Below are 25,145 nucleotides of genomic sequence, written 5' to 3'. Positions count from 1 at the left end.
GAGGACGAGCCGAGCGACCCGTGTCACTCGCCGTCGTCGAGCCGGAAGCCGACCTTCAGACAGACCTGCCAGTGCTCGATCGTCCCGTTCTCGAGCTGTCCGCGCACCTGGCTCACCTCGAACCAGTCCAGATTGCGCAGGGTCTGCGAGGCGCGGGTGATGCCGTTGCGGATGGCTTGGTCGACGCCCTCGTGCGAGGTGCCGACGATCTCGGTGACCCGGTAGGTGTGCTCGGACATACGGGTGCGCTCCTCTCCGCGGCGGCGGCACGTCACGGCGTCGGTCCGCCGCGACGGGTGTGCCCCGCGTCACTCCACCGTGCCGCATACGGGGGCCGGGCGCGAGGCGTACCCGTCGAGGGCGCGACGGCCAACGGCCCGGCTGGCATCGTCCTCACACGGGCCCTGGTCGCCCGCGCCGCGCCAGCCTGTCGATCCGCTCCGGCGCTTCGAACTTGCCTGCCGCGCCGTTGACGGCGGCCATGGCGACTACAGCCCGCCGACCTGGACAAGTCCGACCTGGACCTTCGGCTCGACGCGTGCCCGGAGCCGCCATGGGTGTCCAGCTCGGCGCCCAGGTGCTCGCCGAGACCGGTGACGACGGCGGGCGGTTCGCCGACGCCCGCGCGCTGAAGGCATACGCGGGCTCGGCCCCCATCACTCAGTAGGTTGTTGATCCCGGCTGTTGTCGCGTGTGGGCTATGCGATGTTGGTGATTGTTTTCCAGAGGCTGCTGGCGCTGGCGATGCGGTGGGCACCGAGCCGGTAGCCGTTGGCGTCGGGTGCTGTGCCCATGTTGGCCCACAGTTCCTTGTCGGCGGTGAGGGTGTAGAGGTCGGCGATGCCGTCCCCGTTTGCGTCGCCGGGGGATGTCATGAGGGGGCGGTCCGTGGACGTGAAGGCGCCGTTGGTGATGGTGGTGCGGGTGCCGAGGCTGTCGGTGCCGAAGGGGTAGTCGTAGATGACGCCTGTGGTCTTGTTCCGGGCCCAGAGGTTGGGGTGTCCGTCGTTGTTCGTGTCTGCGGGCGAGGTGACCGTATAGCCGTTCCAGGCGGTGGTGCCGATCTCGTGGGCTTCACTGAATTGGCCAGTGGTGGTGGAGCCCAGGAAGAGCCAGAGGTGGTCGTTCTCGACGGTGACCAGGTCGGGGTGGCCGTCGCCGTTCACATCGCCGGGTGCGGTGATCTGGCTGACTGCTGACCAGTCGGGCGTGAAGGCGGAGCAGTTTCCCTTGGTGCAGTCGGGCCTGGCGACCGCGACGCGGTGATCTCGGGTGAAATAGTGGTTGCCGTTGCCGGCCAGGCCGCCGTTGTTGTTGAGGTTGTTCGTGTAGAGCCACAGGTGGCTGGTCTTGTAGGCCCACAGGTCGTCGACCCGGTTGCCGCTGGAGCTGTGCTCGTTGCTGGAGCGGTGGGCGAGGAGGGTGTTGGCCCAGGTGGTGGAGCCGTCGGCGGCCGAGGGGGCGTCGTCGGGGCCGGAGGCGATGACGGGCGCGGGCTGACCGTTGGATGTGGGGATGTCGGTGTCGGTCGGGACGAGGTCGAGGTTGCCTGGGGCGGAGTCGGCGGCGACGAGGTCGGGAATGTGGTCGTTGTCGACGTCGCCGGGCTCGACGGTGGCGTTCACGTCGTCGGGGACGTAGAAGGTGATGTGGACGGGCTGGGACTGGTTGCCCGCGTTGTCGACGGCGGCGACCCAGAGGGTGCTGCTTCCCCACGCGGTGGGTGTGTAGGTCAGGGCGGCGGTGCCGTCGGAGGCCGCGGTGATGGAGGTCCCTCCATCGTTGTCCAGGGCGGCTGAGGAAGTGGCGGACCAGATGAAGTGGTCCAGGCCGCTGGCGGCTGCGCCGGTGGGCTTGGGGTCGGTGGCCGAAAGGGCGAAGTGGAGGGTGTCGCCGGTATGCAGGTGGGAGATGTCGCCCTTCGGCGTGATGGCGAGGTGGTTGGGCGCGGTGGCGTCGTACCAGAAGTAGCAGTTGTCCGCTTCGCCGGAGGTGTCGATGCCGTCGTCGGTTCGCACGTGCCAACCGTAGAGGTGGCCGTCCTTGAGTGGATGGTCCTTGGGGTTGACGGTGATCTGGACGGTGCCGCCGCTGCCGGGGACGGTGCTGGAATCGCCGTCGGAGTCGCCGGTGGAGATGAGGTTGTAGGCGTCGGCGGTTCCTGACCCACCCTTGTCCCAGAAAGCGAACTGGCCGCGGACGTTCTGTTTGTCGCCGTCGGGGTCGGAGACCTGTGCGTACAGCTTCACCCCGCCGGAGGCATCGGTGTTGGGGATCCAGCCGTAAGGGGAACTGTTGCAACCGTAGGTCGAGGGGCTGACGGGCTTGGGGCTGGAGGTGGTGCTGGTTGGGGTGCGCGGTGGGGTGTTGTAGGTGATGGCAAGGATGGCCTTGGTGGAGAAGCGCTTGAAGGCGGTCTCGTTCGATTCGCTACCGGTCAGGCGGTAGGTGACGGTGCCGTCCCCGTCGTTGCTGACGGAGTTGGTGACGTCGAAGCCGCCTGCGTCGCCCCCGGGACAGTCCTTGTTGTTGGCTCCGGTGAAGTCGTAGGTGTCGGACTGGGAGTAGGCGTCGGGCTGGTCGTTCCAGGTGGTGGAGCTGCTGATGTGGGCGACGTTGGTCTCGGTGACCCGGTATTTGGTGCAGCCCCAGTCGGCGGAGTACGTCTCGTCGACGTCGAGTTCGGCGCGGTGGATGTGCTTGTCGCCCATACTGGTGCCGATGTTGAACTGGTAGTACGTGCGTTCGGCGCCGGTGGGTGAGGTGTAGCCCTGGTAGCCGACGCCGAGTTTGGCGTCGCTGTCGTTCCAGTGGCTGGTTCCGGGATAGGCGTGTTGAACGTAGGTGAAGCCCTTGTCCTGGTCCTTGACCGATACCCAGGTGGGGTCGATGTAGAGGGGGAAGCTGGCGCTCTTGAGCAGACCGGGATCGGGCGTGAGCCGGAGGTGACCGTCAGGGGTGACGTCGGTGCGGACGGGGGCCCGTTGCGACGTGGGGCTGGGCCCGCCGCTCAAGTCGCTCCGGAGGGTGACGCCACCATCGGACCGGGCCTTCGCCGGCCTGGTGAAGGCGGCGGCGTGTACGGCCGTGCTCCGAAGACTGCTCCCGGGCAGAGAGGCTGAATCGGCGCTTCGTGCGGGCTGGGTGCTTGCGCCCGCCCCTGTGGAGTCCCACATCAGGGGTGCCGGTGCATGGAAGACGGGCGCGCCGGAGGCAGGGTCGGCGACGGTGAGGTTGCCGCCGGTGTCTGCGGCCAGGTTCAGGCCGTGGGTGTCCGTGGCCAGGGTGAGGGTGGCGAGGCGGGGATCGGTGGCCGCCTGCGCGGTCTTGACGATGAGGACTTCCGAGAAGCCGCCCTGCTCGTCGGCGGTGGCCTTCAGGTCGACACCGGGCAGTACGTCGGGGTAGAGGGCGCTGCCCTCGTCGACGGTCGGCGCCGGCAGAGCGGTCGGCCAGAACAGCGACAGTTCCTTGCCGTTGTTGCCGAGTGTCGCCAGGGATCCGCTGCCGCCGCCGGAGAGGGCGAGACCGCTGCTGGCGGCGGCAGGGGAGTAGCTTCCGTTACCGTTGCGCTGGAGGGTGGCGTCCAACGGAACCCACTGCCCGTCCCGTTTCAGACGTTCCGGCTGGGCGCTGATGCGCTGGGTGAAGGTGCCGTCCGGCTGGGCCGTCAGTGTGGTGTCGGCAGTCGTGGCCTCGTCCACTGGAACCGGCTCGCCTGTCGCGGTCGCCTGCGTCGAGGCTCTTGTCTCGGCCTGCTCCAGCGTCGATGCCGCATTCGGCGTGGACGTCTCGGCATGTGCGCTCACCGTGGCGGGTCCGAGAATCAACGCGAACACGACCGCGCTCGTGACCAGCGTGGGGGAGGGTCTGCGCCGTCTGCGGGGCGTTCCTGCGCGGATCATGCGGCCTCGTCTCTGTCTGTTTCTGTCTGTGATGCCTGTTTCATGGCATAGCCGCGTCGCACGGTAGTGCGATCTAGCGGGTCAAAGCCGCGCAAAGATCCTCTCTTTACTTACCGATGGGTAACTCGCACGTGTCGTCGCGCCGATCGCCTTGCCTGGCCTGGGTGGATCCGGATCTGATCTCAATTCGGACACACACGGAGACTTTGCCTCCATCTCGCGCCCTTGACGTGATCATGACTCGTGTTTGACTTGTCGCGCTGAACACGCAGATAGATTGCCGAAGTTGTAAGAAACCTGTGAGAACTGCGGTGGGAGAACGGCGTGTTGGGGCGAGAGCGGTTTCAGACTCGGAGAGCACGTCTGGGTGTGGTGGCACTGGCCTCGGCGGCGCTGCTGGCCGGTTCCTTGACAGATGCCACCGTCGCCGATGCGGCGAAGAAGCCAAAACTGTGGTCGCCGTTCCCGCTGTCCTCGACGCGGTCGGTGAGCGTCAGCACGGCAAGAGCCCGGCCGAACAGCGTTCGGCCCACGCCGATGAAGCCGTTCCGGCCGATGGCTCCGAAGTGGCCCAAAGCCACGTCAACGACTGTGAAGCTGCCAACTGATGCCGCGGGGGACGCCGAGGCTGCGGACAAGGCGCTCAATTCGAAGACCGCGAAGAAGCGCTCCGGCAGTGTGAATGTCACTGGCACCCCCGTGGCCGTCGGCCAACCCGGAGTTCTCGACCGTGGGCTGCTGCCCCCGGCGGCCGCCAAGAAGCTCGCATCCGCACGGAATGCGGCGGGCAAGGTCACCACGGGCGATGTGAACGTCACGGTGGCGGGTCACCGTGCAGCACAGAAAGCCGGCGTCGACGGTGTTGCCGTGGCCCTGCGCCGCACTGCTCACGGTGCCGACGAGGGCCGCGTGTCGGTGGCTCTCGACTATGGCGCGATCCAGAACGCGTTCGGCGGCGACTACGCCACCCGACTGCGCCTGGTCGAGTTGCCTGGCTGCTCGTTGACCACGCCGGACAAGGCGGCCTGCCGGGTTCAGAAGCCGCTGGCTGCGTCGGCGAACGACTACGCCAAGCACCGCCTGGTCGCCGACATCACCCTGCCCGTCGGCCCCAAGGGCTCCTCCGACGAGGTGAACGCAGGCGCTTCGGCGGTCTCGGCACCCACGGCCGTCGTGCTCGCCGCAACCGCGGCTCCCTCCGGTACGTCAGGTACGTACTCCGCAACCTCGTTGTCACCCTCGGGGAAATGGGGAACGTCGGGCAACACCGGTGCCTTCACCTATTCGTATCCGGTCTCGGTGCCGCCGGCAGTCGGCGGTGACACGCCGGACGTCGCGCTGGCGTACAACTCCGCGTCGATCGACGGACGTACCTCGGCGACGAACAACCAGGCTTCCTGGATCGGCGACGGCTGGGACTACGCACCCGGCTTCGTCGAGCGTTCCTACAGGTCCTGCGAGGACGACGGCCACTCCGGTGACTACGACCAGTGCTGGGCCGGGGACAACGCGACGATCTCTGTGGCCGGACACTCCGGCGAACTGGTGCCCACTGGAAAGAAGAACGCCGACGGAAATCCGGTGTGGCGGCTGTCCGACGACGACGGATCGGTGATCGAGGAAGTCTCCGGTGCGACCAACGGACTGCAGGACGGTACGTACTGGCGGCTGACGGACAACGACGGCACGCAGTACTACTTCGGCGCCGACCACCTGCCGAGCGGCGCAGGCGGCGACGGCAAGGACACCAGCACCAACGCGGCCTGGGGCGTCGCCGTCTACGGAGACGACTCCGGTGAGCCCTGCCACGGCTCCACCTTCGTCGCCTCCGAATGCACCCAGGGCTGGCGGTGGAACCTGGACTTCGTCATCGACACCCACCAGAACATCACCACTTACGCCTACAAGACCGAGACGAACTACTACGGCCGTGGCTCCGCCCACACCCTGACCTCCTACGTGCGGGGCGGCTACCCGTCTGCCATCTCCTACGGTCAGCAGGTCAGCGACTACGTCGCCAAGAACACTCCCGCCGCGCAGGTGGTGTTCGGCGTGGCGCAACGCTGTGACGGCAAGAACAGCGTGGACTGCACGAAGGCGCCGACCACGACGACCGCCTCGCACTGGCCGGACACCCCGTTCGACCAGAACTGTGCCTCCACCGGCACGTGCACCAACTACTCGCCGACCTTCTGGTCCACGATGCGTCTCGCGACGATCACCACGAAGGTGTGGGACGAGTCGCTGGCCACCCCGGCCTGGTCCACGGTCGACACCTACACCCTCAACCAGAGCTACCCCGACCCGGGTGACGGCACCAAGCCCGCAATGTGGCTGTCCTCGGTGAATCACACCGGCTCCGACACGCGCGGTGGGGGCACCGCCCAGACGTTGCCGACGCTGAGCACGCAGGGCAAGGCGACCGTGCCCAACCGAGTGGACGGTCTGGAGGAGCCGCAGAACGTCCCGCCGATCAACCGCTACCGGCTCCAGTCGCTGAACACCGAAGCAGGCTCGGTCATCACCGTCTCCTACAAGACCAGTTCCTGCTCACGGACCAGCCCTCCCAAGGAGGACGCCGACACGGCGGCCTGCTACCCCGTCCGCTGGACCCCGCCCGGCTACACGGCTCCGATCCTGGACTGGTTCTACACCTACCCGGTGAACGAGATCGACGAGAGCGACGCCACTACCGCCGGGTCGACGCCCCACGTGACCACGTACGAGTACAAGGGCGGCGCGGCCTGGCACCACGGTGACAGTGAGACGATCGTCGACAAGTACCGCACCTGGGACCAGTTCCGCGGCTACGCGCAGGTCGTCACCCGCACCGGCGCAGGCTCCGACCCGGTCGCGGAGGAGGTCACCGACTACCTGCGCGGCATGGACGGCGACGCCACATCCAGCGGCGGCACCACGTCCGTGAAGGTCACCGACGCGGTCGGTGACACTCTCACCGACGACGATGCGCTGTCCGGATACGCCTACCAGACCACCGTCCATGACAAGGACGGCGGCAGCCCCCAGTCCCAGACGGTCAACCACCCCTGGAAGTCTCCGGTCACGGCCACGCACGCCCGCGGCGGCAAACTGCCCGATCTGGCGGCCCGCTTCACCGATACCGACAGGGTGGACGTGCGCGCGCTGAAGGCCGATGGCGCGTGGCGCACCTCCGAGACCACCACCACGTTCGACAGCGCCACGGGTCTGCCCACCCAGGTCGACGACAAGGGCGAGGTCGGCATCGACGGCAGGCCCGTCTCCAGCACCACAACCCCGGAGAGCTGCACCACCACCACCTACGCCACCGACGCCTCGAGGAACATGTACGCCTTCCCGGCAGAGGTGATCACCGAGGCCGGCGGGTGTGTGACCAAGGCTGACGCCTACACGCTGTCGGACACGCGGACCTGGTACGACAAGTCCACGACGCTGGGCAGCCTGCCCTCCACGGGTGCGGGAGACACCACCAGTACCCAGAAGGCGAAGAGCGTCGACGACCAGGGGAACGTGACCTGGGCCAAGGCCGCCGCCACGGAGTACGACACCTACGGCCGCGTCACCAAGGTCACCGACCCGATGGGCCGCTTGACCAGCACCGCCTACACGGACAACAGCAGCACGAAGGCCACCAAGGCCAAGTACCTTCCGGTCACCACGGTGTCGTCGAACAGCAAGGGCTGGTCGACCACCACGACCGTCGATCCGGGCCGTCAGCTCCCGCTGACCGTCACCGACCCCGGCAAGCGGGTGACCACCGAGACTTACGACGGCCTCGGCCGCCTCACGAATGTCTGGCTCCCGGACCACACCAAGGCCGACAACCCCTCCACGCCCAACAACAAGTTCACGTACTCCGTGACCCGGTCGGCCCCGAGCTACGTGGAGACGCAGAAGTACACGGACGGAGGCGACTACACCGCCACCTATCAGATCTACGACGGCATGCTGCAATTGCGGCAGACTCAGTCGACACCGCTCAACGGCGGTACCGGCCGGCTGATCACCGACACCGCCTACGACTCCCATGGCTGGTCGACCGCCGCCAACGCCGCCTACTTCAACAAGGACACGTCCACCCCGACCGGCACCCTGGTCACCCCGGTGGACGCCCAGGTGCCCTCCACCATCCACACCACCTACGACGGTCAGGGCCGCCCCGTCGCCGGCACCCAGTACTCGCTCGGCCGGCAGCAGTGGAAGACCACCACCGCCTACCCCGGCGCCGACGAGACCGACGTAACCCCGCCCAGCGGCGGCACCCCCACAGCGAGCATCACCGACGCCCGCGGCAAGACCACCGAACTGCGCCAGTTCCACGGCAGTAAACCCACCGGCGCCTACGACAAGACGGTCTACCGCTACGACGCCGCGGGAGAGGCGCTTCGGACCGTCGGCCCGCTCGCCGCGGATGCGGCAACCGATGACGACGCGGCCAAGAAGGTCACCTGGACCAGTACCTACGACCTCCTCGGGCACGTCACAGCCAGGACCGACCCCGACACCGGCAGCAGCCGTACCAGCTACAACGACGACGGCGAGGCGATCGAGAGCTCCACGGACGGCCTGGACGAGACCGGCCACCTCTTCACTACCTACGACAGCCTGGGACGCGTCACCGACACCTGGGGCTGGGACGCCAAGACGTCCCAGAAGGTGAAGCTGAGCCACCGCGACTACTACGACGCCTCCACCGACACGGCCCTGGGCCAGCCGAAGTCCGTGACCGTCTACGAAGGCGGCAAGACCGTCTACACCAGCACGGTCACCGGCTACACCACCGCCTACCAGCCCACCGGTACCAGCATCAGCATCCCGGCCGGCGCCTACGGCAACACCAACGCCGTCACCTACGGCACCATCGACAAGTACACATCCGTCCAGGACCTGCCCGACACCGTCCAGATCGCCACCACCGGAACCGGCGGCCTGATCGCGGACGAAAAGGTCGGCTACTCCTACAACGGCGTCGGCCTGCCCGTCTCCAATGGCGGCACTGACACGTACACCGCCTACATCGACTACAGCCCGCTCGGCCAGACCACCCGCACCACCATGGGCGTCATGCCCCGCCAGGTGGTCACGACGGACGCCTGGGAGCAGGCCACCGGACGGCTCCTGACCCACACGGTGAACAAGGAGGACGGCACCAGCCCGGTCGACCAGGTCAATTACACCTACGACCAGGCCGGACAGATCACCTCCGCCAGCGACGTCCAGGACGCCGGCGGCACCACGAACACCGACACACAGTGCTACCGCTACGACTACCTCAACCGTCTCACCGACGCCTGGACCGACACCGGCGGCACCCACACCGAGGACTCGCCCACCATCAACGGCATCGGCGGATGCACCAGCACTGCGCCCGACGCCGGTAACCTCGGTGGCCCGGCCCCGTACTGGCAGAGCTACGCCTACGACCTGACCGGCAACCGCACCACCAAGACCGACCACGACCTCACCGGCGACGCGTCCAAGGACGTCACCACCAGCGAGCACTTCGACCTCGGCGACCACACCCACGCGGTCCACACCGCAACCACCGGCGGCACCACCCGCACCTACAGCTACGACCAGGCCGGCAACCCCACAGCCACCACCACGAACGACGGCAACGACCAGCCGGACCAGGCCCAGGCCTACACCTGGAACTCCCTCGGCAAACTCGACGTCCTCACCACCGGCCCTGCAGCGTCCCCGAAGCACCGCACCGGCTACCACTACGACGACGCCGGGAACCTGATCGCCCGCACCGACGACGGCAAGACCACCCTCTACCTCGGCGGCGACCAGCTCACCCTCACCGACGGCACCGTCACTGCGGCCACCCGCTACTACACCCTCGCCGGTGCCCCCACGGCAGTCCGCACCGCCACCGCAGGCACCAGCGGAACAAAGCTGAGCTACCAGACCGCTGACCCGAACGGCACCGCCACCGCCGACATCACGGCCGACACCCTCGCCGTCACCCGCCGTCCCGTGACCCCCTTCGGCGAACCCCGCGGCAAGGCCCCCACCAACTGGCCCGGCGACCACGGCTTCGTCGGCGGCACCATCGATGCGGCCACCGGCCTCACCAACATCGGCGCCCGCGAATACGACCCCTCCCTCGGCCGCTTCATCAGCCCCGACGCACTCCTCGACACCGCGGACCCGCAATCCTTCAACGGCTACGCCTACGCCGGTAACAACGCCGTCACCGGCAGCGACCCCACCGGTCTGTTCTGCGACGGTTGCAGCGTCAACAATCCTGGCACCGTCTGGAAGCCGAAAAACGGCCCGGGATGCACCACCGAAGGCTGCTACGCAAAGCGCCACGGCAAGTACGTTCCGATCTCCGGCTCCGCAGCCAGCTACCGCCCGACCAAGAGCGGCCGTACGTACCCCCGCACGATCGCGCGAAGGACTGTACCCACCCGCCGGGACTTCGCAGCCCGCGGAATGACCGGCAGCTACCAGCACGAGCTTCACCTGTGGGCGACAGGGATCTGCCAGTCAGAACCATCCAGCGCCTTCTGTGCAGAGGCCAATTGGTACGGACTCCTCGACGATGAGCACTCCACGGCCAACAAAATCCTTGGCGGTGTCGTAGCGGGCCTCACTTGTCTGGCGACGATCGAGGTCTGCGGGCCGGCTGCCCTCGATGTCGGAGCTGGTGAAGCAGAGCTGGCGGCCGGCGGATCCCTGCGCATCGCTGGTGCTGCAGGCGCACTGGGTGACGAGTTGTTCGGCGAAGGTGCGGGGGCAACAACTGGGTGCAGCTTCACCCCGGACACTCCGGTCCTCATGGCCCACGGCAAGACCAAGCCCATCAGCGGTGTCAAGACCGGCGACAAGGTCGAAGCCGCGGACCCCGCCACCGGGAAACACAAGGGCAGCCGCACCGTCCAGCACGTCTGGATCAACCACGACTACGACCTCATCGACCTCCGGATCCGGCTGGCCGACGGCACCGCCGCCACCCTTCACACCACAGCCAAGCACCCTTTCTGGGACGACACCCGTCACGCCTGGACCCCCGCCGGCAAGCTCACCCCCGGCCATGCTCTGAACACCGCTGCCAACCAGCACGTACACATCGCCGCAGTCACCCGTCGCCCGGGCGACCGGGATATGTACAACCTGACGGTTGACCAACTGCACACGTACTATGTGCTGGCGGGGGCCACGCCGATTCTCGTTCACAACAGCAACTGCTCGATCGATGTTGATTTCGCATCGCAGTCGGGGTCCAAGATCGACCCTTCGGATAAGCGCGGCGAATACAGCATGGCTGGGCGGGCCCTCCAGAAGCACGCGGGGCGCAACGGAAACCCGAATGGATGGCCAACGCCGTCCGGGAGGCAGAACCCTGGCGCATGGAACGCAACCGGCCAGGACATGCTGGATGAGATCCTCACTCATCCGGGCGCGGTGGAGACGCGCGGGCGAGGGCGAATTGGAGGACAGTGGCAAGATGTCGTCGATATTCGCCTGCCGAACGGTCTTGGGGCACGCTTCACCCCAGGTGGAAGCTTCTCCGGGTTCTTGGACTGAGTGGAGGAGACCAAGATGCGCACTGTGAAGTTCGGGGAGTCGGAGATCGACGTGATCGACTTCGAGGATGTTGCCGCTGGGGAGCGGGTGATCGAGTTCCGGTATCGCGGCGACCCGAAGGAGGCCTCCTTCGCCGCGATCGTCGTTCCGGATGGCGGGAGCTGGTCGTCAGCGCTGCTGAGCATTGATCCGCAGGCAGGTGATGTATCCGCGCCGCTGATGGCGGACCTCATGGAAGTCGCTCGTAGCCTGATCGAGGTGAGGTAACTTCCGCAAATATGAAGCCCCGCCAGGTGCGTCCTGGCGGGGCTTCTGTGGTGGGTGACGGCAGTAGTTGACGGCAACGTCAGCGGACGAGGGCTCCGCACAGTGGCGGGTCGTTGCCGTCGTTGCGTGTCGACTCGTCGTTGGCGGGGCCGTCAAGGGCGGTGCTGAGGGTGTCGATGGCGTCGCGCTGGAGGCGGAGTCGGACGTGGGCGTAGACGGTGGCGGTGACGCCGATGTGGGCGTGGCCGAGGAGTTCCTTGATCACGACGAGTTCGACGCCCTGTTCCAGGAGCAGGGTGGCGGTCGAGTGGCGGAGGTCGTGGAAGCGGATGCGGCAGAGGCCGGCCTTGCGGAGGAGCGTGGTGAAGGTGCGCGTGAGGTTGGTCGGGTCGATCAGCCTGCCCTGGGGAGTGGTGAATACGTGCCCATTGTGCTGCCACGTGGTGCCTGCGGCCTCACGCTCGCGTTGCTGCTGTTTGTGGTGGTGCTTCAGGGACTGGACGCAGCGGGCGGGGAGAGCGATGCGGCGCTCGGAGGCCCGGGTCTTGGTGGGCAGTGTGGTGAGCCCGCCTGCGCTGGTGCGCTGAAGGGTGCGACGGATTGCGGCGGTGCCCGAGCCGAGGTCGAGGTCTTCCCAGTGCAGGCCGAGGAGTTCGCCCTTGCGGAGTCCGGTGTGGAGGGCGAGTTCGAACAGCGCGTGCAACCGGTGTCCGCGCGTGGCCGTGAGGAACTGGCGGGCCTCGTCGGCGGTGAGGGGTTCGAAGCGTCGGGGCCGGGGCGTGCCGGTGCGGACGTTGCGGGCAACGTTGCGCGGGATCTCTTCCTCGCGGACGGCGTGCTCCAGGGCGGACTTGAGTACGGAGTGGATGTACGTGAGCGTCAGTGGTGAGAGCCGCTTGGAGCAGCATGCTCCGGCGGCGCAGCAGCGGGGCTGATCGCGGTCGGCGTCGAGTCCGCGTGTGCAGCACTGGCAGGTGGTGCGGAGCTGGTTGAACCAGGTGCGGACCTCCTTGGCGGTGAGCTTGGTGAGCCTCTTCTTGCCCAGGCTGGGGATCAGGTACCGGTCGACGCAGGCGGCGTATCGCGTGTGGGTGTTCTCGCGGAGCTGATGGACGGCGACGTTCTCCAGCCAGTACATCAGGTACGCGGCCAGGCTGCCCTGCGCGGAAGGGACGGGGAGGCCGCGGTTGCTGGCGGCAATCTTCTCGGTGAGCTTGGCCAGAGCTTCCTTGCGGGTGGTGCCGTAGACGCGGACCCGCTTGCGGGTGTTCCCGGGGGCGACGACGTATCCGGCGGCTTCCCAGCGGCCGTCCTTGCGCTGGTAGACGGTGCCGTCGCCGTTGGCGCGCACACGGCGAGAGGCGGGGGTGTCGCGGGGCGTGGTCATCAGGCGGCGGCTTCCTGTTCGAGTCGGGTGGTGATGAGGGAGTCGAGCGCGGCGGCGGGGATGCGGCGGGCACGACCGAGGGTGAGGGAGGGGAGTTGCCGGGTGCGGAGGAGGTCGTAGACGGCGCTGCGGCCGAGTTGGAGGCGTTCCATGACCTGGGGGACGGTGAGGAGTTCGGTGTCGGCGGTCACGCGAGGGCCCCCGGCTGGGCAGCACCGGTCAGCCGACCAGTGGAGTGACCGACCAGGTGACCGGCGGAGTGGTCAGCGCGGTCACTGGAGTGCTCCGACCGTCGGGTTCGGGTCGGTTGCTCGGGTCGGTTCTGCCGTTTTGCAGCCAAGAGGTCGGCCAGGTGCTCGAGTTCGGGCAGGAGGCCGGTTCCGGCGTACTGCCAGTGGGAGATGACCAGGGTCGTGTCCGAGTCCACGCGCTGACCGGCGATGTTGCGGTGACTGGGACGGTGACCGGCGGCCAGGTCAGTGGAGTGTCCGGCCAGGTCGCCGATCGGACTGCCGCCCGCCTGACCGGCTGGCGGCTCGGCCGACGCTGGGGCGGGGCTCTGGGTGTCGTGTCGGCCGGTTCGCCAGGCGGTGCGTTCGGCGCGGAGGTGGGCGAGGGTGGTGGAGTAGTGGCGGGTGCGGGTGGCGAAGTGGGTTCTTGCAAGATTTTCGTGACGGGGTGACAGGGCGTCACGGCGGTGCCATTGTCCGTCCTGTGTGAGGACTTGTTGGACATCGTGTTCCCGCACCTGGAGAAGGTGTTGGTGGAGCTGGTGCGCGTTGAGGGCGGGGAGGTACGGATTGCCGCTCGGACGCGGGACGGCATTGCCGTGCCATGTCCGGACTGCGGGGTGGAGAGCAGGCGAGTGTACAGCCGCTACCGGCGCAAGCTCAGGGACGTCAGTGTGGGCGGGCGGCCGGTGGTCGTGGAACTGACGGTGCGCCGGTTGTTCTGCGACACGGCCGGCTGCCCACGCTGCACCTTTGCCGAACAGGTCGAAGGCCTCACCGCCCGGTACTGCCGCTGCACCGCGTTGCTGCTGCGCTCGCTGACCGCGGTGGGCCTTGCGCTGGGTGGCTCTGCCGGGGCGCGCCTGCTGCAGGTCCTGGGCGTGCTGCTGAGCCGGGTCACCGTGCTGTCGTTGGTGATGGCCCTGCCCGACCCGCCGCTGGTCACACCGCGCGTGCTGGGGGTGGACGACTTCGCGCTGCGCAAGGGGCAGGTCTACGGCACCGTGCTGGTCGACTGCGTCACCCGCAGGCCCGTCGAGTTGCTGGCGGACCGCGAGGGCGCCACCTTGGCGGCGTGGCTGGCAGGGCATCGCGGCGTTCAGGTCGTCTGCCGGGACCGGGCCGAGGCATACGGGGCCGGGGCCGCCGCGGGCGCGCCCGACGCGGTGCAGGTCGCCGACCGCTGGCACCTGTGGCACGTGCGCCGTGAGGCGCTGATTGATCGAGTGGAGGTGGGAGACCTTCACCGCTGTCCTGTCGCAGCAGGGCGGTGAAGCTGAGGGCAGCCTGATCCGGGAGGTGCCGGGGAGGGTGGCAAGCGGCCCCGACAAAGCCGGGACGTGTCAGAACCGTCAGATGGTGCGGGTCCGGCAAGCGAGATGGAGAGGTATACGTGAGGAACCGGTGTTTGAAGCCTCCTAAGGTGACATCAGCTCGAACCTGGCGGATCTGGGCTGGTTGCGGTGCGTGCTCGTCTTTCTTCCAGGGCGGGCAACTTCCGGGTGGTGATTGCCAGACGATCCGGGAGGCCACGGTGAAGTGCTGCGGGGTAGCCGTGGCGGGGCCGCGGGGGTATAGCCGGGTGCCTACTCCGACGAGCGATCAATCAGTGAACACGGGAACCTCCCCGGCCTCGCCCCTCGGCCGTGCCTCCAGCGCGGACGGGTTGGGCTGGGCACACCGTCTGCCGAGCAGGCCGTGGGAGGGGCGGAGCCGCCGTAGTACTCCGAGCCGGGGAGAGCCCGGCACATGGGGAAGGGCGGCAGCGAGATCGCAAGGGAGGTACTGCAATGTCCGGAGAATCCGGGGTGGATGCCCCGGTCGCGTGGCCAGTGGCCGATTTCGCTGAGCTACGGGTACGGAGAATGCAGATCAAACTGCACCGTTGGGCGGTAGCCGATCATGGCTTCCGGTTCGACGATGTGTTCAACTTCGTCTGCGACCCGGCCGTCTTGGTGATGGCCTTCGATCGGGTTGCGGGCAACAAGGGAGCCCGGACGGCGGGTGTTGACGGCCAACGCGCCGCCGACGTCGAGGAGTCCGGGGTGACAGTGCACCTGAACCGCATCCGTTCGGCGCTGAAGGCGGGGACCTTTCGGCCTCTGCCCGTGCGGGAGCGGATGATCCCCAAGTCCGGTGGGAAACTACGCCGGCTCGGGATTCCGACCGTCACCGACCGGGTGGTGCAGGCCGCGCTGAAGCTGGTCCTGGAACCGATCTTCGAGGCGGATTTCCGTCCGTGCTCGTACGGGTTCCGGCCCAACCGGCGTGCGCATGACGCGATCGCTGAGATTCACCTGTTCGGCTCCCAGGGATACCGCTGGGTGCTGGACGCTGACATCGAGGCGTGCTTCGACCGCATCGAACACGCGGCCCTGATGGACCGTGTTCGAGCGCGGGTGAAGGACAAGCGGGTGCTGGCGCTGGTGAAGGCGTTCCTCAAAGCCGGGATCATGACCGAGCTCGGCGAACGGAACGAGACCACCTCCGGAACACCGCAAGGAGGCATCCTCTCGCCCCTGCTGGCCAACATCGCGCTGTCCGCGCTCGACGACTTCGCCGCCGAGCAATGGTCAAGCGTGATGACGACCCGGCGGGATCGCGAACGACGACGGCACCGGGGCCTGCCGACCTGGCGACTGGTCCGCTATGCGGACGATTTCGTCATCATGGTCCACGGCACGAAGGAGCACGTCGAAGAGCTTCGCGAACAGGTGAGTGCGGTCCTGGCACCGACGGGCCTGGTCTTGTCACCGGCCAAGACGCGGATTGTCAATCTTGCGGACGGGTTCGACTTCCTCGGCTTCCGCATCGTCAGGATGCGGAAACGGGGGACGGACAAGTGGCACGTCTATACCTTCATCGCCGACAAGCCGGTCGCGTCGCTGAAGCGGAAGATCAAGCAACTGACCCAGAGGTTGTCGCATCTCGACTACAAGATCGCGCTGATCAGGATCAACCAGATCCTGCGCGGCTGGGCCAACTACTTCAAACACGCGGTCGCCAAGCACACCATGGCCCGCCTGCACACCTTCGTCTGGTGGCGGCTGGTCCGCTGGGTGATGCACCGGCACCGCATGACGTGGACGGCCATCCAACGATGGCTTCGAGGTCCGCAAGGGCGCTGGAAACTCATCGAGTTGGACGGGATCACACTGTTCCACCTCGGCAAAGTGCCGATCACTCGGTATCGCTACCGGGGCAACAGCATCCCCAGCCCTTGGCCGGACGCCCTGTCCGACCCGATCCCAACGGCATGATCTCGTGGAGAGCCCGGTGCTCGGAGACGGGCACGCCGGGTTCGGCGGGCGGGCCGGGGAAACCCACCGGGAGCAATCCCGGCAGGGCGCCCCGACCCGACCCATCAACCTCGCCCAAGCCGTGGAGCGCTGCGTCCGCCAGCACCAGCAATGTCTGCGTGAGCCCGCCGTGCCGCCCGACGATCTGCCGCCCCCGGCCGAGCAGGAGCGTCTGGCCGGGCAGGTCGTCCCCCCGGTGGACCCCGAGGGGCGCTACGCGGAGCGCACCCGTGACCAGTACGCGGCCGTCCATGGGCTCTTGGACCAGGGCTACGGCCTGCGGGCAACCGCCCGTCACCTGGGCATCCACGTGCGCCGGGTCCGTCAGCTGGCGCGGGCTGCGACCTGGCAGGAACTGGTCGAGGGTCGCTGGGAAAGCCACCGGAACCGGCTCGACCCCTACAAGGAGTACCTGCACCGCCGCTGGGCGGAAGGCCAGAGGAACCTGGTCCAACTGCACGCCGAGATCGTCGAACTGGGCTACCCCGGCAGCTACAACAGCCTCTGCGCCTACTTCCGTCGGTTCCGCCAGGTCAAGGGACGCACCCCGGCACAACCGCCCGCGCCCTCCAGCCGCGAGGTCACCGGATGGATCACCCGGCACCCCGACACGCTGTCCGACAGCGAAAAGATGCAGCTCAAGGTGGTTCTGAGCCGCTGTCCTGAGCTGGAGGCCCTGACCGGGCACGTCCGCGCCTTCGCCGGGATGCTCGCCGGCTCCGGCCCGGCGCACCTGCCGGACTGGCTGGCCGCCGTCCGCGGCGACGACCTGCCCCCACTGCACTCCTTCGTCACCGGCGTCGAAGCGGACCTCGCCGCCGTCACCGCCGGACTGGCCCTCCCCTTCAGCTCCGGCGTCGTCGAGGGACACGTGAACCGCATCAAGATGCTCAAACGGCAACTGTTCAACCGAGCCGGATTCGCCCTCTTACGCAAACGCGTCCTACTCGCCTGACGACGAACACAGTCCGTCACCCCGTCACGAAAATCTTGCAAGAACCGCGAAGTGGCCGCGGAAGCCGAGCATGTGGGCCCATTGACGCAGGCGGAGGTGGGCGTGCCGGCGGTTGGTGGCGAGGTGCCAGGCGGTGTGGATCATGCGGCGGGCGTGGTCGGTGATGTCGTACTGGGCGAGTTCGGCGAGGAGGCGGATTCGGCGGTCGAGGGTGCCGGTGGTGGTCTCGGCGCCCTTGGTGGCGTACTTGGCGATGTAGGCGGCGACGTGCCGGTCGGTGACCGGGCCGCCGGTGAAGTTGGTGCCGCGGATTGCGCGGATGTCGATCTGCCGCCCGAACCGGAACACCAACCGCTCTGCCCTATCTGGGGCGTGGGGCTGGAACGCGGAGATGTCCCCGGCGGGCTGCGGTTGCTTCGGCGGTTCGCCCTCGTAGTGGACGCGGGTGCGTGTGGCGGCGGCGCGGACGGCGTGGTCGAGGAGCTGGGTGGTAGCCCAGGCAGGCGGGGTGCGGGTGGGGCCGGTGGGTCCGTCGAGGCGGATGACGGCGTGGAAGTGGACCTGGCCGCGTTTCTGGTACTCGGCGACTTTGGCGTACGAGAGAGTGGCGTGGTCCCGCAGGGTCCGTTGCGTGAGCCCGGCGGCCTTGGCGATCTCGCGGCGCAGGTGGGTGGTGAAGCGGGCCCACAGGGCAGGGGCGTGCGCGTTCCACAGGACCGCGCCCATGTAGTCGTAGTGCTCGGGGTCGAGCGGCGTGCCCAGCAGTTGGTCGTCGTCGGAATGGACCTGGCCGCAGTGACATTGTCCGGTGTCGGGCTGATTGTGGACGGGGCCGAAGCCGGGGGCGGTGAGGGTGGCGAACACGCGTGGGTGGGCGGCGACGCTGGTGGGGACGGTCTTGCCGCCGCGCAGTCCGGCGGCGATGAGTTGGTAGGTGTCGTAGCGGTAGACGGTGGAGCAGGCGGGGCAGCGGGTGGCGCGGCGGTTGCCGCAGCGGACCAGCAGTTCGCCCGCCGGGAGTCGGCCGGAGTCGAAGTGGTCGAGGACCTCACCGGTCGCGGTGTCCAGGCGGGTACGGTGCCCGGTCAGGCGGATCGGGTGCGCGCATCCGCCGAGTCCGGCTATCTGCCGTGCGAGGGGCGCGAGCTGGCCGGTGGCGGCGAGCTTGGCCAGCTTGGCGGTGAGCCTGGCGCGGCGCTCCAGCGCCGATCGCCCTGCTGTCGGCGAGACAGTGGCGTCCGCCGGACACGTCGGCGCCGTGAACGCCGACGACAAGGGACGCAGAGCGGCCGGAACGGACGCGGAGTACGGGAGTTGGAGCTGTGCGGACATGCGGAAGGAGGCCTTTCGGCGGGAGCGCGGAAGCGGTACGGCGCGGGGTGGCGTGGGCAGGCCGAAGTGATCGGCTCACAGGGGAACGGGGCGCCTCGATGTTGGGCGCGGGGGCCGGACCAGAGGGGCGTGGTCGGCGGGGCGCGGTGGTGATCACCGGCGGGTGCGTGACGTTAACATCGCCTCACGGGTGCATTCAAGTGCATCCCTCCTCATTCCTTTCTGCGGGGGTGGGATGCGGGTAGTGTGGGGCCGGTTTCCCGGTTTGGACGGGCCGGATTGTGTTGATAGTGGGCGTGGAAAACGGGGTGAACGGGCGTGGTGGGGCGGCGCGGTCGCAGGCCGACGGGCAGCGGGGTGCCGCTGACGTTCGAGGTCATCGCCGAGACCCTGCGCGAGCGGATCCGCTCCGGCGGGCTGCGGCCGGGTGACGCGTTGCCGACGCAGGCCGAGCTGATGCGAGAGTTCGGGGCGTCGAGCCTAACCGTGCAGAAGGCCATGGCCCTGCTGAAGCAGGAGGGATGGGCGGTCTCCCGCCCCGGCAAGGGCGCCTTCGTCGCCAACCACGGCCACGTCGTCGACGACGGTGATGACCTCGACGGCCCGGACGCGACCGCACCCGTCGGCGGGACGGCGGCTCGCGTCGAGGCGGTGGAGCTGGCGCTGGCCGAGGCTGTTCAGCAGATTGCCGACCTTCGTGGCCGTGTCGAGGCACTGGAGTCGGGTGGCGGCGGCGGACGGGGCCGCTGACCCGCCGTGCCGGGTGACCCGGGGCGTGACCCGGGGCGTGCGTTCAGATTTTCTCTTCGAGGTTCAAGGCGGGCCCGCCCGCCGAGGCTGACCGCCGTCGCCGACAAACCCGCCGTTCAATCGGGAGGCCAGCTACGCCGCAGGTGGCGAGCTGCCCCGGCAGTCGGGGGTGGTCCGGGGCTGCCGGAGCGGCAATCTGCCTGGTCACCGGGCTGACCGTAACTGGACTCCTGGCGGAGCAAGTTGTCGCCCACGACCGTCCTACGGCCGGATCGCAGGCACAGGGCCGACCAGGGGGCCGACTCCTCCCGCCCCGGCCCCGCGCCGCCAGACTGGGCGACGCACCAGCCCGGCAGTACGCTGCCTCTCCCGCTCGGACCTGACCCTGCACCGCCTCGGCAGGTTGCCGCTGGTTTGCGGGCGGCGCTGTGGCATCAGGACGAAGGGGGGAGTACCGGGGGTGTGCGACGCTGGAGCGGCTGCGGTCGCGGCGACGGCACGCGACCTGAACTACGAAGTCGCGCTCCCGTACCCCGTGCCATATATCATCGACGCTATGGACAGTGGGCGGTACTCGATCGAGATCGAGCCGGAGGTGCGGCTGTGGCTGGAGAACATTCCCGCCCATCACTACAAGCAGGCCGAACGCGTCGCCGACCTGCTCGCCGAGCAGCCCACCACCCTCGACGAACCGCACTCCCGCCACCTGGGCGGCAAGCTCCGCGAGCTGCGCTTCCGCCTGGGCGATGCCCATCAGCGGATCACCTACTGGCTGGCGCCCGGCCGACGTGTCGTGCTGCTCACCGTGTTCCGCAAGACCAAGATGCGCGAGCAGGCCGAAGTGGACCGCGCCCACGCCGCACAGCGATGGTGCGAGGCAGAGCATGAAGCCGCCGCCGAGCACGACCTCTACAGCCGCAACCTCAAGGAGAACCGGTGAACCACAGTGAATGGAGGACCCGCCGCCACCGCCGGCTGCTGGGCGAACACCTGGACGCTGACCCCGAGTACGACCGGGTCTACGAAGAGGTCGGCCTCGCCATGACGCTGGGCAAAGCCGTCCACGACCGGCGTAAGCAGCTGGGCCTGAGCGAGGCCGACCTCGCCGAGCGCATGCACGTCGACGTCGATGACATCGAAGGCATCGAGACGGCCACCGAGCTGCCGCCCATCGCGGTCATCATGCGCCTGGCCCGCGCACTGGACCTCACGGTGGACGTGCACCTTGCCGGCGGAGACGAGCCCACCGTCACCATCGTCGCCCCAGCGGCCTGAGCGGGGAGGAACCATGCAGGACCCTCCTTCCGCGCTCGCCCGTGAGCTCGGGCAACTCGTCCACGACCGGCGCATCGAGCTCGGGCTGTCCCAGACCGAGCTGGCCGAGCGGTGCGGGATGAAGCAGCCACAGATCTCCCGCTTCGAAGGCGGCGGGACCGTGCCCACGCTTCCCCTCCTGCGCCGCCTGGCGCAGGCTCTCGGCGCCGACCTGACCATCAGCCTCACCCCGCACGACAAAGCCGCTTGACACGCATTCGGAATTCCTGGAATTCCCCAGGCCGTGTAGACCACTGACGGCAGTAGTGACGGCAACACCAGCAGACTCCAGCGCACGAGCACGAACATCCGGCGACTGTCAAATCACCCGCTGACCAGCAAACTTGCAGGTAGGGGCGGCCCGGCCTTCACACGTACTATGTGCTGGCGGGCCGCACCGCTGTACTCGTTCACAACTCAAGCTGCTTCACGGCGCCTGAGAGCTACCTGAACCGTCATGGGGAGCTGACGAACGGCACATATACCGTCAGCTACCCGGCAATGCTGAAACATCTTCCGGGTTCGTCAGGTCCGACAAAGAGCGTCTTCCTCAAGGGCGTGGATGCAGAAAAGGCGACTCTGGACGCTGCTGCCTATGCCGACGCCCATGGACTATGGGTCGGGAACAAAGCCAAGGTTTACGTCACGAACGGGCCTGTTGGAGTCATCGGGAGGACTGGGGAGTTGACTCACTACATAAATGTCTACCGGAACGCTCGGGGTGCCATTCACGGGAGTCCCGGAGGCGCCCCGTGATCGATGTCTCGGACGCGCTGGCGCGGTTGGGTGATCCGCCGGTCACTTGGCGAGAAGAGGTCGCAGTTGAGATCGCCGACTATCTGGCGCGATCAGTCGGAGGGGTAGTTGACTGGGATAAAGAAGCCGACGAGGAATGGCTGAGTGTCCTGGTTCAGGAAGCTCGCGTGGCGATGGTGTCCAGAACGCTGCGATTGATCGTCTCCGAAAAATGCACTTCCGGGGATTTGCAGGACCTCACCCGGGACGGAACGGTGATTCTTGTTCCGTCGTTCGACGCTCCAGTCATGCGCTGCGATATCGCCGTGCTCGGGCGGGCGTTCGGTGAGGAGGAGGCGCTCCGAGAACTGGAGATAGAAGCCTTTTCGGCAAACGATCTGTGGTTCGCCACAGTGTGAGCCCTCCCGGTTATAGCTGCTCAAGGACTCCGGCTGCGACTCAGCCGGAGTCCTTGAACTCCGCGCACGCCCACGGACCGGCCGGAATTCGCTAACCAGCGAAAATGCAGGTGACGCCCGCCCGGCGAGCACACGTACTATGTACTCGCTGGGGCCACACCGGTCCTCGTCCACAACTGCAACGGAGACCTTCCTGAGGGGTATACCTCTTCCCCTGCACTCGAGGGTGAACCGTACCATCCGGACTCGGTGGCTGCACGGAGTCAGCAGAACCGAGAGCTGTATGCCGGAACCGTAGGAGATCGGGCGGGAGCTCTTGGGTACAGAACGAGAATTCCCGCACAAAAGGCCCCGTTCAATTCGCACGGCCAGGTGGTCTTCTCTAATGGGACGGATCGGAACCTATGACCCAGATCTCAACTACCTCAAGGAATGACGACTTCGTTATCGAGGTGATCGATTACCCAACCTCGGAGGGTGCGAGTTCATCGCCCTCTGAGGCGGTCGGCAGGATCAGGGTCGGTGGTTTCACGGAGACGTTTCCGATGGACCTGAGTTTCTGGACGGTAGATGAATACTGCCGAAGCTGGGATGGCTCGCTGAGAAAACTTGACGAGATCGATAATTCGACCTCATGCCTCATTGCCTCAATCACTGATCCGGAGACCAGCAACTTCATCTCCTGTTGGTCGATGTATCGCGAGGGGGAAGAGGTCTACGTGCAAAACTCGATCATCTTCCTGGATGAACTCGACGAACAGTTCAACCCGCAAGAGCCGTGGCGGTACGTCGAGCCTCGGTCCTCGGTTGACGAGGATGGAAACCGCATCTCTGAGTGGTTGACGAGCACCTCTCAAGTGCGCCGGTTCCGCGAGTCTGCCTGGGGTCGATAGCAACGCGTGCAGCCGCAAATTTGAAGCCCCGCCAGATGCATCTTGGCGGGGCTTCAGTGTGGTCTGACGGCAGTAGTTGACGGCAACGTGAGCGGACGGGGGTTGCGCAGAGGGGCGGTTCGTCGCCGTCGTCGGGCTTGCCGGTTCGTGCCGCCGGAAGAGATCGAGCAGTTGCCGATGCACCACACCCAACGGCTCAGGCTCCAGCACTTCCTGGAACACCGCGAGAAGCCGTACCTGGGCTGAACCGGCTGACGGCAGTAGCTGACGGCAACAACCCCACACAATCACGGACACCCACGCACTTCACCGGACCAGCAAACCGCGCTTCACCAGCGAAAAAGCAGGTCGAAGGCTTCGCGTAGCACACGTACCATGTGCTGGCGGGGGCGACGCCGGTCCTGGTTCATAACTCCAACGGGTGGTGTGGTCCAGGCTTTAGAACAGCGTCAGAGGCGGGTATCAGAGCCAATGATGCGAAGCGCATCCAGAATGCTGCCGACAAGACAGGTCAGACGATCATCGTGGTCGGTAGCGAGCGGGTAACGGGAACCTCAACCCAACTTCTGACTGGGATTACATATTGACCGGTCCGTCCCGGGCCCGTAGTAGCGTCAAGAACTCCCTGCCTGAGGGGATGGGTGATGGAGAGGGTGGAAGTGGGCGTGGCCGGGACTTCTATCAGAGCTACAATCAAAATGCCAAACAGTACACGGAGTTGGACAGGGACAGGCCTTACGTGGTTTTCGAACCTAGGGCGTAGGTGACCGTGACCGAATTGCGGGCCTCGGAACGGATGATCAACGAGGTGGCCCAGGAGTTGCACAGCTTGGAGGAAGGCGTGGAGTGGTTCTCTGCGTTCGGTCCAGAGGAGCAGAAGTCCATCCTGCATGAGATCGCCCTCTATCTGATGCAGGCGCATGTCACTGTGGAAGACGGGCGTAAGGGCCTCGAGAAATCAGGGGTCAAGGCGACCATGACCCCTGCGGTTCTCATTGTTCGGGAGCCAATCCTCGAACAAATAGGGAAGATTGAAAGATTGCCGCAGCAGGAATATTTGAAGGCGTTCCGCGTCCTCATGTCCACGTTCGCGGTGGCTGATACACGACGAAGAGAAATGGAGTGCCGAGGAGCTTGTAGTCACGCCTGGCATAACTTGTCTTAGGGGTCAACGTCCTCGGCGCACCGAAGAGTGAATTATCGAGGAATTCTGAGTTCACTCGGGCGTAAGCTGGGAGCCCCCGCCGATTCGATAATCGGCGGGGGCTCCCGGGCGTTTGACGGCAACGCTGACGGCAACGTCAGCGGACGAGTGCTGCGGCAGGTGGATCGTCAGGCGGTTCCTCGATGCCGTTCAGGGCGTTGTTGAGGCTGTCGATGGCTTGGCGTTGGAGGTGAAGCCTGACGTGGGCATAGACGCCCGCGGTGACGCCGATGTGGGCGTGGCCGAGTAGTTCCTTGATGATGACGAGGTCGACGCCCTGTTCCAGGAGCAGGGTTGCGGTTGAGTGGCGGAGGTCGTGGAAGCGGATGCGTCGGAGTCCGGCCCGGTCGAGGAAGGTGCAGAAGCGGCGGGTGAGGTTGGCCGGGTCGATTGATCCGCCCTGCGCAGTGGTGAGGACGTGCCCGTTGGGCTGCCACGCCGTGTCTGCTGCCTCGCGCTCGTGTTGCTGCTGTTCGTGGTGGAGCTTCAGGGATTGGACGCAGCGGGTGGGCAGGGCGATGCGGCGTTCAGAGGCCCGGGTCTTGGTGGGCAGCGTGGTGAGCCCGGCCGCGCTGGTGCGCTGGAGTGTGCGGCGGATGGCGGCGGTGCCCGCGTCGAGGTCGAGGTCTTCCCAGCACAGTCCGAGGAGTTCGCCCTTGCGGAGCCCGGTGTGGAGGGCGATTTCGAACAGGGCATGCAAGCGGTGTTCGTTCGTAGTAGTGAGGAGTCGGCGGGCTTCGTCGGTGGTGAGGGGTTAAGCGTCGGGGCCGGGGCGTGCCGGTGCGGACGTTGCGGGCGACGTTGCGCGGGATCTCTTCTTCGCGGACGGCGTGCTCCAGGGCGGACTTGAGCACGGAGTGGATGTGTGTGAGCGTCAGCGGGGAGAACAGCTTGTGGCACCAACTGCACGAGGTTG

Annotated in this window: 18 protein-coding genes and 4 pseudogenes; 14 read left to right on the top strand and 8 right to left on the bottom strand. The window is 67.0% G+C overall.

Going from position 1 to position 25,145, the window contains the following annotated elements:
- Nucleotides 1-23: 23 nt before the first annotated feature.
- On the bottom strand, nucleotides 24-239 hold the full coding sequence (locus ACSYGN_RS04425; RefSeq protein WP_460392013.1) for a dodecin: 216 nt from the start codon (nucleotides 237-239) through the stop codon (nucleotides 24-26).
- A gap of 314 nt (nucleotides 240-553) precedes the next feature.
- Between ACSYGN_RS04425 and ACSYGN_RS04420 the strand changes: the two are divergent.
- A pseudogene (locus ACSYGN_RS04420) lies at nucleotides 554-664 on the top strand (transposase); the annotation flags it as partial.
- A gap of 34 nt (nucleotides 665-698) precedes the next feature.
- Here ACSYGN_RS04420 and ACSYGN_RS04415 read toward each other — a convergent pair.
- Nucleotides 699-3,905, bottom strand: a complete 3,207-nt coding sequence (locus ACSYGN_RS04415; protein ID WP_460392011.1) for an FG-GAP-like repeat-containing protein — start codon at nucleotides 3,903-3,905, stop codon at nucleotides 699-701.
- 344 nt (nucleotides 3,906-4,249) lie between these two features.
- Complete coding sequence (locus ACSYGN_RS04410; RefSeq protein WP_460392009.1) at nucleotides 4,250-4,486, bottom strand: hypothetical protein; 237 nt, start codon at nucleotides 4,484-4,486, stop codon at nucleotides 4,250-4,252.
- Between the two features lie 10 nt (nucleotides 4,487-4,496).
- On the opposite strand from ACSYGN_RS04410, the gene ACSYGN_RS04405 reads away from it, so the two are divergent.
- Together ACSYGN_RS04405 and ACSYGN_RS04400 are read left to right on the top strand one after the other, a co-directional pair.
- A complete protein-coding gene (locus ACSYGN_RS04405) occupies nucleotides 4,497-11,444 on the top strand; it encodes an RHS repeat-associated core domain-containing protein (RefSeq protein ID WP_460392007.1) in 6,948 nt (2,315 codons plus the stop codon).
- 15 nt (nucleotides 11,445-11,459) lie between these two features.
- The gene (locus tag ACSYGN_RS04400; protein WP_460392005.1) at nucleotides 11,460-11,711 is read left to right on the top strand and encodes a hypothetical protein; all 252 of its coding nucleotides are present in this window, start codon (nucleotides 11,460-11,462) and stop codon (nucleotides 11,709-11,711) included.
- 79 nt (nucleotides 11,712-11,790) lie between these two features.
- On the opposite strand, the gene ACSYGN_RS04395 is transcribed toward ACSYGN_RS04400, so the two are convergent.
- Genes ACSYGN_RS04395 through ACSYGN_RS04385 form a run of 3 tightly spaced genes read right to left on the bottom strand, consistent with a single transcriptional unit; the run spans nucleotide 11,791 to nucleotide 13,846 of the window.
- On the bottom strand, nucleotides 11,791-13,098 hold the full coding sequence (locus ACSYGN_RS04395; protein ID WP_460392003.1) for a tyrosine-type recombinase/integrase: 1,308 nt from the start codon (nucleotides 13,096-13,098) through the stop codon (nucleotides 11,791-11,793).
- Complete coding sequence (locus ACSYGN_RS04390) at nucleotides 13,098-13,289, bottom strand: helix-turn-helix domain-containing protein (RefSeq protein WP_460392001.1); 192 nt, start codon at nucleotides 13,287-13,289, stop codon at nucleotides 13,098-13,100. The genes ACSYGN_RS04395 and ACSYGN_RS04390 overlap by 1 nt, the downstream gene beginning before the upstream one ends.
- Nucleotides 13,286-13,846, bottom strand: coding sequence for a replication initiator (locus ACSYGN_RS04385; RefSeq protein ID WP_460391999.1), 561 nt, complete (start codon nucleotides 13,844-13,846; stop codon nucleotides 13,286-13,288). The genes ACSYGN_RS04390 and ACSYGN_RS04385 overlap by 4 nt, the downstream gene beginning before the upstream one ends.
- On the opposite strand from ACSYGN_RS04385, the pseudogene ACSYGN_RS04380 reads away from it, so the two are divergent.
- The 3 genes and pseudogenes from ACSYGN_RS04380 to ACSYGN_RS04370 form a co-directional block, all read left to right on the top strand.
- Nucleotides 13,811-14,554: pseudogene (locus tag ACSYGN_RS04380) on the top strand (ISL3 family transposase); the annotation flags it as partial. The gene ACSYGN_RS04385 and the pseudogene ACSYGN_RS04380 overlap by 36 nt on opposite strands.
- Before the next feature lie 639 nt (nucleotides 14,555-15,193).
- Nucleotides 15,194-16,588: a group II intron reverse transcriptase/maturase gene (gene ltrA / locus ACSYGN_RS04375; protein WP_460391997.1), complete on the top strand. Its 1,395-nt coding sequence runs from the start codon at nucleotides 15,194-15,196 to the stop codon at nucleotides 16,586-16,588.
- Nucleotides 16,589-16,604: 16 nt separating this feature from the next.
- Nucleotides 16,605-17,582, top strand: a complete 978-nt coding sequence (locus ACSYGN_RS04370) for a transposase (RefSeq protein WP_460391995.1) — start codon at nucleotides 16,605-16,607, stop codon at nucleotides 17,580-17,582.
- 24 nt (nucleotides 17,583-17,606) lie between these two features.
- Here the strand turns inward: ACSYGN_RS04370 and ACSYGN_RS04365 are convergent, their stop codons facing one another.
- Nucleotides 17,607-18,914: a replication initiator gene (locus ACSYGN_RS04365; protein WP_460391993.1), complete on the bottom strand. Its 1,308-nt coding sequence runs from the start codon at nucleotides 18,912-18,914 to the stop codon at nucleotides 17,607-17,609.
- Between the two features lie 321 nt (nucleotides 18,915-19,235).
- Between ACSYGN_RS04365 and ACSYGN_RS04360 the strand changes: the two genes are divergently transcribed.
- From ACSYGN_RS04360 to ACSYGN_RS04325, 8 genes and pseudogenes are all read left to right on the top strand, one after another.
- Nucleotides 19,236-19,664 carry a GntR family transcriptional regulator gene (locus ACSYGN_RS04360; protein WP_460391991.1) on the top strand — a complete coding sequence of 143 codons (429 nt, stop codon included), beginning with the start codon at nucleotides 19,236-19,238 and terminating at the stop codon, nucleotides 19,662-19,664.
- A 556-nt stretch (nucleotides 19,665-20,220) separates the two neighbouring features.
- Complete coding sequence (locus ACSYGN_RS04355) at nucleotides 20,221-20,604, top strand: type II toxin-antitoxin system RelE/ParE family toxin (protein WP_393216346.1); 384 nt, start codon at nucleotides 20,221-20,223, stop codon at nucleotides 20,602-20,604.
- On the top strand, nucleotides 20,601-20,939 hold the full coding sequence (locus tag ACSYGN_RS04350) for a helix-turn-helix domain-containing protein (RefSeq protein ID WP_460391989.1): 339 nt from the start codon (nucleotides 20,601-20,603) through the stop codon (nucleotides 20,937-20,939). The genes ACSYGN_RS04355 and ACSYGN_RS04350 overlap by 4 nt, the downstream gene beginning before the upstream one ends.
- Nucleotides 20,890-21,189, top strand: coding sequence for a helix-turn-helix domain-containing protein (locus ACSYGN_RS04345; RefSeq protein WP_460391987.1), 300 nt, complete (start codon nucleotides 20,890-20,892; stop codon nucleotides 21,187-21,189). Before ACSYGN_RS04350 ends, ACSYGN_RS04345 begins: the two co-directional genes overlap by 50 nt.
- Nucleotides 21,190-21,730: 541 nt before the next feature.
- Nucleotides 21,731-22,132: a hypothetical protein gene (locus ACSYGN_RS04340; RefSeq protein ID WP_460391985.1), complete on the top strand. Its 402-nt coding sequence runs from the start codon at nucleotides 21,731-21,733 to the stop codon at nucleotides 22,130-22,132.
- 404 nt (nucleotides 22,133-22,536) lie between these two features.
- Complete coding sequence (locus ACSYGN_RS04335; protein WP_460391983.1) at nucleotides 22,537-23,025, top strand: hypothetical protein; 489 nt, start codon at nucleotides 22,537-22,539, stop codon at nucleotides 23,023-23,025.
- A 141-nt stretch (nucleotides 23,026-23,166) separates the two neighbouring features.
- Nucleotides 23,167-23,271: pseudogene (locus tag ACSYGN_RS04330) on the top strand (DNA mismatch repair protein MutT); the annotation flags it as partial.
- 517 nt (nucleotides 23,272-23,788) lie between these two features.
- Entirely contained in the window at nucleotides 23,789-24,190 is a 402-nt protein-coding gene (locus ACSYGN_RS04325; protein ID WP_358435724.1) for a DUF5958 family protein, read from the top strand.
- A gap of 136 nt (nucleotides 24,191-24,326) precedes the next feature.
- Here ACSYGN_RS04325 and ACSYGN_RS04320 read toward each other — a convergent pair.
- Nucleotides 24,327-25,128 (bottom strand): annotated as a pseudogene (locus tag ACSYGN_RS04320) (tyrosine-type recombinase/integrase); the annotation flags it as partial.
- Between the last annotated feature and the right edge of the window lie 17 nt (nucleotides 25,129-25,145).

It is taken from the genome of Streptomyces sp. YIM S03343, from assembly GCF_054729195.1.
This window is presented reverse-complemented; position numbering and strand designations above follow the sequence as displayed.